Source organism: Mesorhizobium sp. M7D.F.Ca.US.005.01.1.1 (genome assembly GCF_003952545.1).
Taxonomy (GTDB): domain Bacteria; phylum Pseudomonadota; class Alphaproteobacteria; order Rhizobiales; family Rhizobiaceae; genus Mesorhizobium; species Mesorhizobium loti.
In genome coordinates this window covers 1,700,026-1,712,844 of record NZ_CP034453.1, presented here as the reverse complement: position 1 = coordinate 1,712,844, position 12,819 = coordinate 1,700,026, and the positions used below count along the sequence as shown (strand labels likewise).

Below are 12,819 nucleotides of genomic sequence, written 5' to 3'. Positions count from 1 at the left end.
GTATGAACCGCTTCGCCGAACTTCTCGACCGTCTGGTGCTGACGCCGTCGCGCAACGGCAAGCTGACCTTGCTGACCGACTATTTCCGCAGCGTCGAGGATCCCGACCGCGGGCTGGCGCTGGCCGCCATCACCGGCGATCTCAACATCGCCGCGGTTAAGCCGGCGATGCTGCGCACGCTGGTCACCGAGCGCATGGATCCGGTGCTGTTCGGCTATTCCTACGACTATGTCGGCGATTTGGCCGAGACAGTCTCGCTGGTCTGGCCGCAAACGCCCGGAAACATCCCGAACCGCGAGCCGACGCTTGGCGAGGTCGTCGCGAAACTGCAGGCGGCAAGCCGTTCCGACGGACCCAAGGTGCTGGCAGGGCTGCTCGATAGCGCCGGCATCTCGGCGCGCTTTGCTATCATCAAGCTGGTCACCGGCGGCCTGCGCATCGGCGTGTCGGCGCGGCTGGCCAAACAGGCGCTGGCGGATTTCGGCACCGTCGATGTCACCGAGATCGAGGAGCTCTGGCACGGGCTGTCGCCGCCCTACACGACACTGTTCGCGTGGCTGGAAGGCAAGGCCGAAAAGCCCAGGAACACGGCGATGGCGTTGTTTCGCCCGGTGATGCTGTCGAACCCGGTCGGCGACGGCGATCTCGAAAAGCTCGATCCGGCGGATTATGCCGCCGAATGGAAATGGGATGGCATCCGCGTCCAGGCGGTGGCCGAAGGCGGCATCCGCCGGCTCTATTCGCGCACCGGCGACGATGTCTCCGGCGCCTTTCCGGACCTCGCCGACGCCATGCATTTTTCCGCGACGCTGGACGGCGAATTGCTGGTCGGCGATCCCCGGGAGGCAACGGGAACCTTCTCGGACCTGCAGCAGCGCCTGAACCGCAAGACGGTGACGCCGAAGATGCAGCTGCAGTACCCGGCCTTCATGCGCTGCTACGATCTGCTACAGATCGGCGACGAGGATTTGCGCGCGCTGCCGTTTCGCGAGCGGCGTGGCCGCCTCGAAAGCTTCGCCGGGACGCTCGACCCGAGCCGCTTCGATCTGTCACCGTTCGTCGAATTCACAGACTGGCAGGCGCTGGAGGAACTGCGCCGGGCACCACCGCACCCGATCATAGAAGGCGTGATGCTGAAGCGCTGGGACTCACCCTATGTCGCTGGCCGGCCGAAAGGCCCGTGGTTCAAGTGGAAACGCGATCCGCACACGGTGGACGCGGTGCTGATGTATGCGCAACGCGGCCATGGCAAGCGCTCCAGCTTCTATTCGGACTACACGTTCGGCGTCTGGTCCGGTGCCGAAGGCGAAGAGGAGCTGGTGCCGGTCGGCAAGGCCTATTTCGGCTTCACCGACGAGGAGCTGAAGCAGGTCGACAAATATGTCCGCGACAACACCGTCGAGCGTTTCGGGCCGGTGCGCTCGGTACGGGCCGACCGCGACAACGGCCTGGTGCTGGAAGTCGCCTTCGAAGGCCTCAACCGCTCGACCCGGCACAAATCCGGCGTCGCCATGCGCTTTCCCCGCATTTCACGGTTGCGCTGGGACAAGCCGGCCAATGAGGCAGACCGCATCGAGACGCTGCAGGCGCTGCTCGACCGCTAGAGCTGTCTTACGGCTCGACCGAAACCCGGATCTCGTAGATGTCCGCGGCCTTGCCCTGCTTGTCGAAGTCGGAATTGATGGCAATCGTACCGGCCGAGCCCGGACGCTTTTCGGGAAACTGTACGTCGAACAGATATTCGTTCTGCTGCTGGCCGACAGCGTAGCGCTTGCGGCCGCAGTCACCCAGTTCGCCGAAATTGCAGTCGACGGAAATCTGCGTCTCCTTGCCTTCTTGGGAGCGGGCGATGATGTCGAACACGGCATGCTTGCCGGCGAGCTTCTCCAGCACGCCTTGTCCGACATCGAAGCTGATCGCCGAACCGGAGGCGCCGGAACGGATGCGCAGGAACGACCCGGTGTCGTCCTTCATCACTTCGGCCTTGGCGTCCGACGGGGCGCTGACATGCGACGCATCGGCCGGCGAAAACACGTTGATCCAGTCGCGCGCCTGGTCCGCGTCACCAGGCTTTGCCGGGCCGCCGTCGGCCGGTGCGAAATCGTCGTCGTCGACGGTCGGCGGCGCTTCGGGCGGGGCGGTATCAAGCTGCGCCTGTGTCTTGAACACGCCGGTCTGCACGGCGAAAAACAGGCCAATGCCAATAGCGGCAAGCAGCGTTATGGTCAGGAAGATGGCGGTCAGCGGCAGGCGACGCCCTCTTATGCGCCGTTCATCGCGATCGGGCGCCACTTCCGTCGCCGCGCCGGCCGAGGCCGGAGCGGACATGTCGATGGCCGGAGCGTCGGGAAGAGTAGCGTCCGGCATGATGTCGGGAACGACGGGCAGCACGCGCGAGCGCGGCGCATCGGAAGCGGATTGCACGGGCCCATCGACGACGACAGCGGGGGACGGTGTCTGTTGGCCGGTTTCGACCGCAGGCGCCGAGTCTGCACCAAGCTCGACCGCCGGTGCATCGCCTTGCGGGCCGACATCCGGCACCGCCGGCAGAAACTCGGATTCGATTTCGGTGATTTTCGCCTGGATCGCCTTGCGGCGCTTGATGGCTACTTCCACGGTCACGCCGGGATTGGCCTGGAGCGCGCGATCAAGCGCGGCAAAAGCCGCGCGATAGACCCTCTCGCGGAACGCGCGGTCCTCGGCGCTGCCTTTCTCCAAGGCGTTCCGGATCGCTTTTTCGATCGCGTCCAAGCGGGTCCCTCTGTCCGTTCGCCAACCTTGCCGTGATCGTTAGCCGCAGGCGACCAATCAATCAACGGGCGAGCGGCGCATTCTGCCTTGGAGAGGTGTCCAAAGTCCATGCCGGCGCTGTTCCGGCAACAAAATCAGCATGTTTCATCGGTTTTCACGCGTAGGAAGGTGCGCGCCGTGCTGAACATGACTTAACAACCGGTTGGCAAACAACGCGGCGGCCGGCTTTCGACGGCGGCACGACATCCTCGCATGATTTGCCAAGTCGCATCTTGAATTCGCGGCCGGTTGCGTCTATCACCCCCACATCTTGGGGGCCTTGGCCTCCCGGGCCGCTTTAGCTCAGTTGGTAGAGCACCGCATTCGTAATGCGGGGGTCGCGTGTTCGAGTCACGCAAGCGGCACCACTTCTCCCAAAAGAACAGGCAATAGCGCCCTCACTGGGCTAAGCCTCTTGCGTCCGGGGCCAAGCCTCTTGTGCCCGACCTGTCGCTTCTTTGTCGATTGTCGCCGCTGAATGCCTGCCGGACAGGATCCCCTGATGGTCCGATAGTATCCTGGAAAGGTGGAGGCCTCGCCTCGGGATCGAACCGAGGCTTCAGAGATTTGCAGTCTCCAGCGTAGCCGCTCCGCCACGAGGCCATCGCTGTCCAAGTAGCCGCCAAATATTTACGGAAAGGTTAAGACCGAAGAGATAGATCGGACCGCCGCAACGCGTTCGGCTGGCGCTCGGGGGATGCTCTGCTAGTGCAAAGGATTGCGACGCCGGCGAAGCACATCTGCCATTGTCGAGACCCCGGTTTGATGTGAAACTCGTGGCCTCAGCATGGGAGGTCAAAAATGCCCAACAATTTCAAGACCGGAGACGTCGTCAAGCTGAAATCCGGAGGCCCCAGGATGACGGTCAGCGATGGTGCGGCCTCGGGCATGTATATGTGCCACTGGTTCAATCGCGAGGGCGAGGTGTGGACCCCGCAACATGCCGGGTTCAAGCCTGAACAACTGGTTGCGGCCGACCAATCAGACTAGAGCCTGTTCCATCCCGATGGAATCGGGATGGGCTCTATTTGTTTTTTCGAGCACGAACGGATCAGCACGCGCGACCGACGGATTTTTCGGGTCGCGGCGTTTAACGGTTGAAGCGTGATGGCGGAACAGGCCGTCTGCAACGCACCAACCCGGAGACGCAAAGCATGATCAGCCGTTCGATAATCGTCGTTACCTTGAGTTTGCAAGCCGTTGCGGCTCTCGCCCAGACAACGACACCGCCCCCTGCACCGCCGACCGCCGCGCCAAGCGCCTCGGGGGTCAAATCCGACATCACGCTGGCCAAATTCCAGAAGCGGCGCGAGAAGGCGATCATGGCGGCCGACACGGACGGCGACGGCAAGATCAGCCTGCTGGAGTGGACGGCCTTTCAGGCGAAACGCAACGGCAAGGGCGACCCCGCCAAATCCTTCGCGCGGATCGATTCCAACCATGACGGCTTCATCGACCGCGCCGAGCTCGATGCATTCTTCGCCAAGCGCTTTGCCCGGCTGGACAAGAATGCCGACGGCGTTCTGACGGCCGACGAACTGCCAAGCCACAAAACCGCTCCCAAGCAGGAGCAATGACCAAGAGGCAATGACGCGCGATGAACATCGGGAGTGCGCCGACTGATGGCTGCGGATCCGGACGAGGAGCTGGTTCGCCGTGTCGGCGCCGGCGATCCGGCTGCCGTGCAAGCCCTGGTCGCGCGCAAGCTGCCGCGCATCCTGGCGCTTGCCGTGCGCATGCTCGGCGATGCGGCGGAGGCCGAGGATGTCGCCCAGGAAACCTTTGTCCGGATCTGGCGTCATGCCTCGGGCTGGCGGTACGGCAATGCGCGCTTCGACACCTGGGTCCACCGGGTGACGCTGAACCTGTGCTACGACCGGCTGCGCCGACGCCGCGAATGGGTGACCGACGAGGTGCCGGACGTGGCCGATCCTGCGCCGCTTCCCGATGCTCATCCCGGGGAGGAAGATCATCGGGTCAAACAGGCGCTGCAAGGTATCGCGCCGCGCCAGCGCGAGGCGATCATCCTGGTCTACTATCAGGAGATGTCCAACATCGAGGCGGCAGCGACCTTGCAGATCAGCGTCGATGCCCTGGAGAGCCTGCTTGCACGCGGCCGCCGCTCGCTGCAGACGATCCTGACCAGGGATGGCGCCGATGAGTGAGAACCGGATCGGCACCAAGGCGCAACGGCCATCGCGCCTTGCAGGCGCTGCCTGGCGCTCGATTCCTGTCAGCCCCATGCCGCGCGAGCGCGCGGCGCCAATGGGCAAGGGGAAGACACATGGCTGAAGGGTCCAGGAACGAACCGGCAATGGATGCCAAGCGCTTTGCCGCCCTGGCTGCGGCCTATGGCGGTGACTTGCGGCGATGGCCCGAGGCTGAACGGATGGCCGGCACTATCTTTGCCGCAAGCGAAGCGGGCGAGGCCATTTTGAAGCATGCCGGGACACTCGACGCGCGGCTTGACAGCTACCGCGTCGACGCCCCCGGCAAGGCCCTGCACGGCAGCATCCAGCAGGCCGCCGGCCGGCACCTCATCCAGCGCCGGCGTCAGCGGTTCTGGTGGCTGGGGCTGGGACTTGCCGGCATTGGTCTCGCCGGCGGCCTGGCAGGACTGGCCCTGGTGGCCATCGTCACGCCCGAGGTCCAGCCGGACCACACTGTGCTGGATGCCAATGTGACGGCATTTGGCGATGCTGGCCCCGATGCCGAGAACGGAGAGGACAGCCTATGAGCACGCGCTGGATCCGTGGCCTGGTCATCGCTTCCGTGGTGCTGAACGTCTTTCTTGCTGGCGCATTTGTCGGTGGTGCGGTCTGGCTGAGAAATGCCAAAGCAGGCGCGGGTGTCTCGCTGGAATCGGCTGGCCGACAGCTTCCCAACCAGGACCGCAAGGCGTTCCGCCAAGCGCTGCGCCGGGTACGCGTGGAGTCCCGACAGATCATTCTCGATGGCCAGCAGGCCAGGCAGGAGGCAGCCGACCTGTTGCAGCAGCCTGTCGTGGACAAGGCTGCCTTGTCGGCTGCCCTGGAGCGGGCACGCAACGCCGACGTGACGGTGCGCACCCGGCTTGAACAAGCCATTGCCGACTTCGCGGCGAACACGTCGCCCGAAAACCGGAGCGTGCTGGCACAGGCATTGCTGCGCCATATGGAACGCCGCGCCGCCGTTGCGCCAAAAAAGTCGCCATGACGACCGACGGAAAAGGCCGGAGACGCCGTTTAACGAAGAGAAGGGACAAGCCTGCCCGATCGCACCATGCGGGGCGGCCATCTTCAAACTCGAAAGCACTCGGAGCCCAATTATGAGTCGCCTGAAAAACTATGCAGCAGCTGCCATCCTGGCCCTCAGCGGAACGGTCGTGACAGCCACCGCGTCCAGCGCAATGCCCATCGTGTCCGTTGCCCAGCCGGCCGCCCCGGCACTGGTCGAGCATGTCCGCTGGGGCTGCGGCATCGGCTGGCACCCTAACCGCTGGGGTCGCTGCGTGCCGAACGGCGTCGTCGTCGTGCGCCCGCGCTACCACTACTGGCACGCTCCGGTCTACGTCTGGCACCCGCATCATCACTGGCGCCGCTGGCACCATTACTGATCAAGGCGCCGCGGGGCCAGGCACCTTTCAGGCTGGCCCCGCGTGAGCGCTGGCGCGCACCGGACAATCCCGCGCACCAGCCCGGAGTTAAGGTTAAGTTCACTATACATTTGTTCTTAGCCCACGAATAATCGAAGAGTTTCCCGAAACTATGCTCAGGCATGTTCATGGGAAAATCTGTGATTCAGCTTCAAATCCTAGGACGGGTGCTCTACCATCCGCTGACGCTGACCGTGGTCAGCCTCGCCGGCGTCTTCGCCGCCGGACGGGCCGAGCACGAATGGCTGTCGGTGCCGTTCTCGCTGGCGCTGGTGGCAACCCTTGCCGGACTTCTGTTCCTGGCTTCGGGACGCCTCGCCTTTTCCGTCTATCTCGCCTGGATGGGCATTGCCTTCGTCACCGTGGTTTCGGCGATCAAGTTCCGGATGAAGGGGTTTTCGCTGCATTTCTACGACGCGGTCTTCGTGTCGAGGGATCCGGAAGTGTATCGCTTCCTGCTCGGCTCCTACCTCCATCTGATCGCGCCGGTTGTCATTGCCCTGGGGCTCGGCGTCGCGGCGGCGATCCTTCTGTTCCGGATAGATCGAAAGATCGGTTGGCCGGTGTCGGCGCGCGTCCTGATCATGGCGGTGCTCGTCGCCCTGGTGCCGCTGACCTTTCCGGCCGAGGCCTCGAAGGACCGCTATTTCTACTACATGCAGGGCCGGCATATGTCGGCCTTCTTCGTCTCGCTGCTGGATCTGCGCAACCTCGTTGTTGAATCGACCTTCGAGAAGCGGCTGCAAGCCGTCGCGCCACAGCCGCCTTTTGCCGACACGGTCGATTGCGGTGACCGCGCGAACCTTCCCGACGTCTTTTTCGTGCTCAGCGAAAGCCAGTCCGATCCCGGCTATTTTCCGCAGCTCAAGAATGGCGCGGGCTTCCTGCAAAGGTTCGCACCTGGGGCCGGCACGCCGCATCCGATGCAGGTCGAGACGTTTGGCGGCGGCACCTGGATCACCAATCTGTCGCTAATGACCGGTCTGTCGGCCACCGATTTCGGCTGGCGAAGCCCTTATCTGACGATCACCCTGCAGGACAAGATCGCCGGTGCCTTGCCGGAGGTGCTGGCGCGCTGCGGCTATCGGACTGTCGTGATGACGCCGATGGACTTTTCGTTCGTCAATGAAGGGCCGTTCCTGAAGTCGATCGGTTTCGAGACCGTTCTCGACATCAAGGACATCGCCGCGCCCTTCTATCATTTGCGCGACAACTTCTACTATCACGCAGCCGAGGCGTTCATCGCCAGGCACCGCAAGGAGGACGGCCGCCCGCTGTTCCTCGAGATCCAGACCATGTTCCCGCACTCACCCTATGAGGGGCGGATGGAGCCGGAACTGAAGGTCGAGGGCGAGCCTTTCTCGGACGATTTCCAGGCCAATGAATATCTGCGCCGGATGGCGGTGGCGCGCGGCGATTTCCAGGATTTCCTCGACAACAGGCAAGCGGATGCCGGTCAGCGCGCCGCCGTGGTGCTCGAATTCGGCGATCACCAGTCGTCTGCGACAAAGCCGTTCGTCGACGCCATCGCCGGCGACGACGCCTTGGCAACGCCCGGCTCGCTTGCCTACCGCACCTTCTACACGCTCACCACCTTCAACCATCCATTGCGCCACCCGATGCCTGACATGGCGCCGCTCGACGTCGGCTTTCTCAGCGCAAGCCTGCTCGACGCCGCCGGCTTGCCGATGTCGCCTGTCATGATCGATCTCGTGCGCCTGCGCGACCATTGCGGCGGCAGGTTCCATGGCTGCAAGGACAGAGCCGAAGTGGATGCGCATCTGCGCAGGCGCGTCGATTCAGGGCTGCTGCATCTGTTCCCGGAAGCGGTGCCGTTGCATGGGCTAGCGGCGATAAATTGACGGTGTAGCCAGGATTTACAGGGTTCTGAGTGGACCACCGTCTTCAGCGCACCATCGAGCTCCGCTGCTCTGCGTCTACATGTGTGGAGGGATAGAAAAGGTTCCGTATTTGACCAAGAGATATCCTGCAAAAATTGCCAAGCTTATCGGCAATAAAAAATGCTGTACCCACACGTAAAAATGACCGTACTTGGAGAGAGTTGAAAATTTTGCTCCTGCCGCCCCTAGGCGGGCAGCATAGAGTTCAACGTTCACGTTAAAATCAGTGTAGAGTTGTTTCGTTTTTTCATCGAGCGCGGCGAAAACCGAGGGGGTCTTACCGTCTTTGTCAAGCTGATGGAGGGCCTTCATTAAGTCTAGGCCACCCGATATGAAACTCTTATCAAGCTTCATATGGGTACCAAATGTCGACCAAATAGAGCTCTCATTATACCAAAGCCGGAAACCAGCAAGATCTCCGATCCATTTCAGTATGAACGTATACGTGTACCACGAAACTAAAACAAACATGGTCACATCGAATACCGATGCCGGGAACTCGATGCCAAGCAACTTCATGTCGCTCAGTGGGACATCATAGGATTTTGCCAGTATGGCTGCGGAGGAGAAAAACATGAGACGATTCTGAGTCTTCTCGGTTGACTCCGATATAATTTCTTTGCCGCTCACTTTTGGCATAAGTCCCCCGTTCGCCGTTTTGAGGGTTATGTTCGCACGCTATTTATAGCGTCAGGAAGCGGAATTTTCACCCAGCGTCGCCACCGTCTTCAGCGCGCCGTCGAGCATGTCGCCCTTCTCGTCCTTCAGCGCCATCTCACGCAGGCGGCGGATCCAGTCGGCGGCGTCCGCTCGGCCCTTGAGCAGATCGAGCGCGGACAGCACCCGGTCAAATTTCGATTGCGCCCGGACATGGGTGTCGCTGTAGCCCTTGATCAGCCGGCGGCAGTTGAGGATCTCGACAGCCAGCGCATAATCCTGAGGCACATGGTCGAGCGCCAGAGCGTACCAGCGGTCGAGATGCGCGATCTCGACCTTGTGACGCAGCAGGCTGCGGCGCCAGCGGCGCAGGCCGCCGATGAACCAGAGTGCTGCAAAGCCGGCGAAGCTGTCGGTGCGGATACGGCGGCCATGGTTGATGCGGCGGTCGAGAAAGGCGGCGAGCTTCGGCCGGCTTTCGATGTAGCTGCCAAGACCCGCCGGCAGCGTGCCGCAGAACTCCTCGATGCGCGGATGGAAATACTCGGTGACCTGAAGGATCGAGCCGTCCTTGACGCCGACCTCGCGGCGCACGCGCCGGTCACGCGTCGAGCGCGTTTTGAGATCGGCGACGCGGATCATGTCGTCGTAGCATAGCGCGTTGGCCAGATGCTTTGCAGCAGCGATGGACAGGCCATAGCCGCGGTCCGGCCCGTCCAGCGCGACGGCCTTGTCCAGCTGGTCGAGATACTCGCGCCCGTAGGCGATGTCCTGATAGTCGACGACCTTTCTCAGGCCCCTGAGCGCCATGTCGCGCACGGCCACCGGCAACAGATCGATGCGGGCGGCCAAAGCCTGCCAGCCTTGCATGAGGTTTTGCGGACCACTCACCTGTCCGGCGCCCAGGGCAGATTCGACAATCGCGGGCTCAGCCGGCTTCAACGCCGGCGCTGCCGTACCGCGCGCGCGGTCAAACGCGGCACCGAAGGCGGCGAGGCTGGCCTTGACGCCCCGGCCGCCGGCACCGATTGCCTGTTCGTAGCTCTCGCGGGTGAAGGGCAGCGCGTCGGACCCCGCCAGCGCGCCGAGCAGGCTGGCCGAGATCATCGAACCATTGTCGGCGGCGATCTTTTCCATGTCGAAAGCGATGAAGCGCTTCGATGCGGCCTCCGCCGTTGCGTGCACCCTGGAAGACGAGGCTCGGCCGTCGCCGGGTTCGATTTTTTCCGACACGGCGGCGATGCGGTGCGACGAGGCGATCAGCGTCGTGCGCTCGGGCGTGACAAAGCCGCGGATGATGGCGCGGCCGGCTTCCATCAGTTCAGCGGCGATCAGGATATCCACATCGCCCTGCGACGGCGACAATGCAAAGACCGGCAGCCGGCCGGTGTCGCGGGCCATCTCGACATAGTAGATGGTGGCGCCGGTGCGCTGGGCGACGCCGGCGACCGAGGTCGATTGCGCGACATAACCGTTGCGCTCGGCGACATCGGTGATCCAATCGGCCAGCACGCCACCGCCCTGGCCGCCGACCGCGAGTACGGCAAGCTTGATGACACGCTCGTCATCCTGAGCGCCGACGTGGGCGCGAAGTGGGGGGACAGCGTCAAGCATCGGCGAAGGTCAGGCGCCGGCTTTCGCGGCGACGCTGCAAAAGGCCGATGGTGGCGCGGCGCGCGGCTTCCAGGAAACGGTCCCAATGGCTCGGATTATGGACGACATCGGCGCGGTAGAAGGATGGGCACAGCACCGCCGCATCGGCGACCTCGCCGCAATTGCCGCAGCCGACGCAGCTCTGGTCGATATGCGCCACCGGATCGTCGCGCAGGGGATCGTCGAGCGACTTGACCGACAGCGACGGGCAGCCGGACAGCCGCATGCAGGCATGGTCGCCGGTGCAGATATCCTCGTCGACGCCGAATTTCGGTTTCACCACTCGCTCGCCGCCCTTGATCGCCTTGTCGACCAGCGGCTTTTCGCGGCGCTGCCGGTTGAGCATGCATTCGGACGAGGCGACGATAACCTTCGGCCCCTTCTCGTCGGTCGTCAGCGCCTCGCGCAGCGTGTCCTGCATCTTGGTCACGTCATAGGTGCGGTCGACATGGCGCAGCCATTTGACGCCCATGCCCTTCACCGCCTCGGTGATCGGATGCTTCGTCGACTTGGTCTTGTTGCCCGCGCGCGACGACAGGATGTCCTGCCCACCGGTCGCGGCCGAATAGAAATTGTCGACAATGACGATAACGCCGTCGTTCTTGTTGAACACCGCATTGCCGATCGAGGAGGTCAGGCCGTTGTGCCAGAAGCCGCCATCGCCGACGAAGGAGATGGAACGGCGCTTGGCATCGGGCGAGTTGAACGCCGAGGCGGAAGCCGGACCGAGCCCATAGCCCATGGTGGTGGCGCCGAGCTCGAAAGGCGGCATGATCGAGAACAGGTGGCAGCCTATGTCGGAGGCGATGTGGTGCTTGCCAAGTTCCTGTTCGACCAGTTTTGTGGCGGCAAAGATCGGCCGCTCTGGGCAGCCGATGCAGAAACCGGGCGGTCGTCCTGGAACGACATTGATCAGGTCGGCTGCATCGACGCCGTCGCCGACCTTGTTGGGGGCACGCACTTCGCCAGGCAGCAGATGCGGCGCCTCGGCGCGCAGGAAGGCGCCGATGCCATCGAGCATGACCTGGCCGGTGTATTCGCCGGCCATCGGCAGATGCTCCTTGCCGACCAGCCTGGTGCCGCGCCCGGCCTTGTGCAGCATCGCGGCGAAGGCCTGTTCGATGTAGTTGGGCTGGCCTTCCTCGACGACCAGCACCGATTGCTTGCCCTCGCAGAAGGACAGGAACTCGTCGTCGATCAGCGGATAGACGGCATTGAGCACATAGAGCGGCACGTCGGTGTCGCCATAAATGTCGGCAAGTCCGAGCCGCTGCAGCGCGCGGATGACCGAATTGTACATGCCGCCCTGCATGACGATGCCGACCGAACCATGATCCGATCCGAAGAATTCGTTGATCTTGTTCTTGCGGATGAAGTCGACCGCCGCCGGCCAGCGTTTCTGCACCTTTTCCTTTTCGTGTAGGAAGGAAGCGGGCGGCAGCACGATACGGCCGGTGTCGCGGCGCGGTGCGTCGAGCGCATCGGCGACCGTCATCGGTGGCCGCTTGTTGTCCTTGGCGATGAAATGGCCGTGGACGTGGCAGCAGCGGATGCGGACCTGCAGCATGACCGGCGTGTTGGAAATCTCGGACAGTTCGAAACCGTCCTCCACTGCCTTGACGATCGACGGCAGGTTGGGGCGCGGATCGAGCAGCCAGACCTGGCTTTTCATGGCGAAGGCATGGCTGCGCTCCTGCATGATCGAGGAGCCCTCGCCATAATCCTCGCCGACAATGATCAGCGCGCCGCCGGTGACGCCGCCGGACGCGAGATTGGCCAGCGCGTCGGAGGCGACATTGGTGCCGACCGTCGACTTGAAGGTCGCTGCACCACGGATCGGGTAATGCACCGACGCGGCCAGCATGGCGGTGGCGGTGGCTTCCGAGGCACTGGCCTCGAAATGCACGCCGAGCTCGCCCAGAATGTCCTGCGCGTCGGCCAGCACGTCCATCAGATGGCTGATCGGCGCGCCCTGGTAGCCGCCGACATAGCCGACGCCGCATTGCAGCAGCGCCTTGGTGATGGCGAGGATGCCTTCGCCGGCAAATTCCTCGCCGGCACCGAGCCGAAGCTTCTCGACTTCCTTGGCAAAAGACCGTTCGGCCATTTTTTCTCCCTTCCGTTACCGCCTGAGGCTGGCGGCGCGTAGGTCTATTTGTTTGCGCATGACCTCTTCCGAAAACC

General features: G+C 63.2%; 13 protein-coding genes and 2 tRNA genes. 10 read left to right on the top strand and 5 right to left on the bottom strand.

The features are described 5' to 3' along the window. The first annotated feature begins 2 nt into the window (after positions 1–2). On the top strand, positions 3–1,604 hold the full coding sequence (locus tag EJ076_RS08220; RefSeq protein WP_126067556.1) for a cisplatin damage response ATP-dependent DNA ligase: 1,602 nt from the start codon (positions 3–5) through the stop codon (positions 1,602–1,604). A gap of 7 nt (positions 1,605–1,611) precedes the next feature. Here EJ076_RS08220 and EJ076_RS08215 read toward each other — a convergent pair whose 3' ends face one another. Then, positions 1,612–2,751 carry a hypothetical protein gene (locus EJ076_RS08215; RefSeq protein WP_126067555.1) on the bottom strand — a complete coding sequence of 380 codons (1,140 nt, stop codon included), beginning with the start codon at positions 2,749–2,751 and terminating at the stop codon, positions 1,612–1,614. Positions 2,752–3,082: 331 nt separating this feature from the next. Here EJ076_RS08215 and EJ076_RS08210 point away from each other — a divergent pair. Further along, positions 3,083–3,158: transfer RNA gene (locus EJ076_RS08210), tRNA-Thr, on the top strand. Between the two features lie 159 nt (positions 3,159–3,317). Here the strand turns inward: EJ076_RS08210 and EJ076_RS08205 are convergent. Further along, positions 3,318–3,393 (bottom strand) — tRNA-Cys (locus EJ076_RS08205). A 198-nt stretch (positions 3,394–3,591) separates the two neighbouring features. Here EJ076_RS08205 and EJ076_RS08200 point away from each other — a divergent pair. From EJ076_RS08200 to EJ076_RS08170, 8 genes are all read left to right on the top strand, one after another. After that, positions 3,592–3,780, top strand: a complete 189-nt coding sequence (locus EJ076_RS08200) for a DUF2158 domain-containing protein (protein WP_109666250.1) — start codon at positions 3,592–3,594, stop codon at positions 3,778–3,780. A gap of 164 nt (positions 3,781–3,944) precedes the next feature. After that, positions 3,945–4,367, top strand: a complete 423-nt coding sequence (locus tag EJ076_RS08195; RefSeq protein ID WP_126067554.1) for an acid-shock protein — start codon at positions 3,945–3,947, stop codon at positions 4,365–4,367. Positions 4,368–4,412: 45 nt separating this feature from the next. Then, positions 4,413–4,955, top strand: a complete 543-nt coding sequence (locus EJ076_RS08190) for an RNA polymerase sigma factor (RefSeq protein ID WP_126067553.1) — start codon at positions 4,413–4,415, stop codon at positions 4,953–4,955. Then, positions 4,948–5,082 (top strand): hypothetical protein, encoded by a 135-nt coding sequence (locus EJ076_RS36000; protein ID WP_281038039.1) that lies wholly within the window; start codon positions 4,948–4,950, stop codon positions 5,080–5,082. Before EJ076_RS08190 ends, EJ076_RS36000 begins: the two co-directional genes overlap by 8 nt. After that, entirely contained in the window at positions 5,075–5,527 is a 453-nt protein-coding gene (locus tag EJ076_RS08185; RefSeq protein ID WP_126067552.1) for a hypothetical protein, read from the top strand. Before EJ076_RS36000 ends, EJ076_RS08185 begins: the two co-directional genes overlap by 8 nt. Further along, positions 5,524–5,985 carry a periplasmic heavy metal sensor gene (locus EJ076_RS08180; protein WP_126067551.1) on the top strand — a complete coding sequence of 154 codons (462 nt, stop codon included), beginning with the start codon at positions 5,524–5,526 and terminating at the stop codon, positions 5,983–5,985. The genes EJ076_RS08185 and EJ076_RS08180 overlap by 4 nt, the downstream gene beginning before the upstream one ends. 112 nt (positions 5,986–6,097) lie before the next feature. Further along, entirely contained in the window at positions 6,098–6,385 is a 288-nt protein-coding gene (locus tag EJ076_RS08175; RefSeq protein ID WP_126067550.1) for a hypothetical protein, read from the top strand. Positions 6,386–6,564: 179 nt separating this feature from the next. Then, a complete protein-coding gene (locus EJ076_RS08170) occupies positions 6,565–8,286 on the top strand; it encodes a sulfatase-like hydrolase/transferase (protein WP_245462974.1) in 1,722 nt (573 codons plus the stop codon). A gap of 75 nt (positions 8,287–8,361) precedes the next feature. Here the strand turns inward: EJ076_RS08170 and EJ076_RS08165 are convergent, their stop codons facing one another. The 3 genes from EJ076_RS08165 to EJ076_RS08155 are packed head-to-tail and all read right to left on the bottom strand — an operon-like array spanning position 8,362 to position 12,742. Further along, entirely contained in the window at positions 8,362–8,955 is a 594-nt protein-coding gene (locus tag EJ076_RS08165) for a hypothetical protein (protein WP_126067548.1), read from the bottom strand. Between the two features lie 60 nt (positions 8,956–9,015). Further along, entirely contained in the window at positions 9,016–10,596 is a 1,581-nt protein-coding gene (locus tag EJ076_RS08160; RefSeq protein WP_126067547.1) for an indolepyruvate oxidoreductase subunit beta family protein, read from the bottom strand. Next, positions 10,589–12,742 (bottom strand): indolepyruvate ferredoxin oxidoreductase subunit alpha, encoded by a 2,154-nt coding sequence (locus EJ076_RS08155; protein WP_126067546.1) that lies wholly within the window; start codon positions 12,740–12,742, stop codon positions 10,589–10,591. The genes EJ076_RS08160 and EJ076_RS08155 overlap by 8 nt, the downstream gene beginning before the upstream one ends. Between the last annotated feature and the right edge of the window lie 77 nt (positions 12,743–12,819).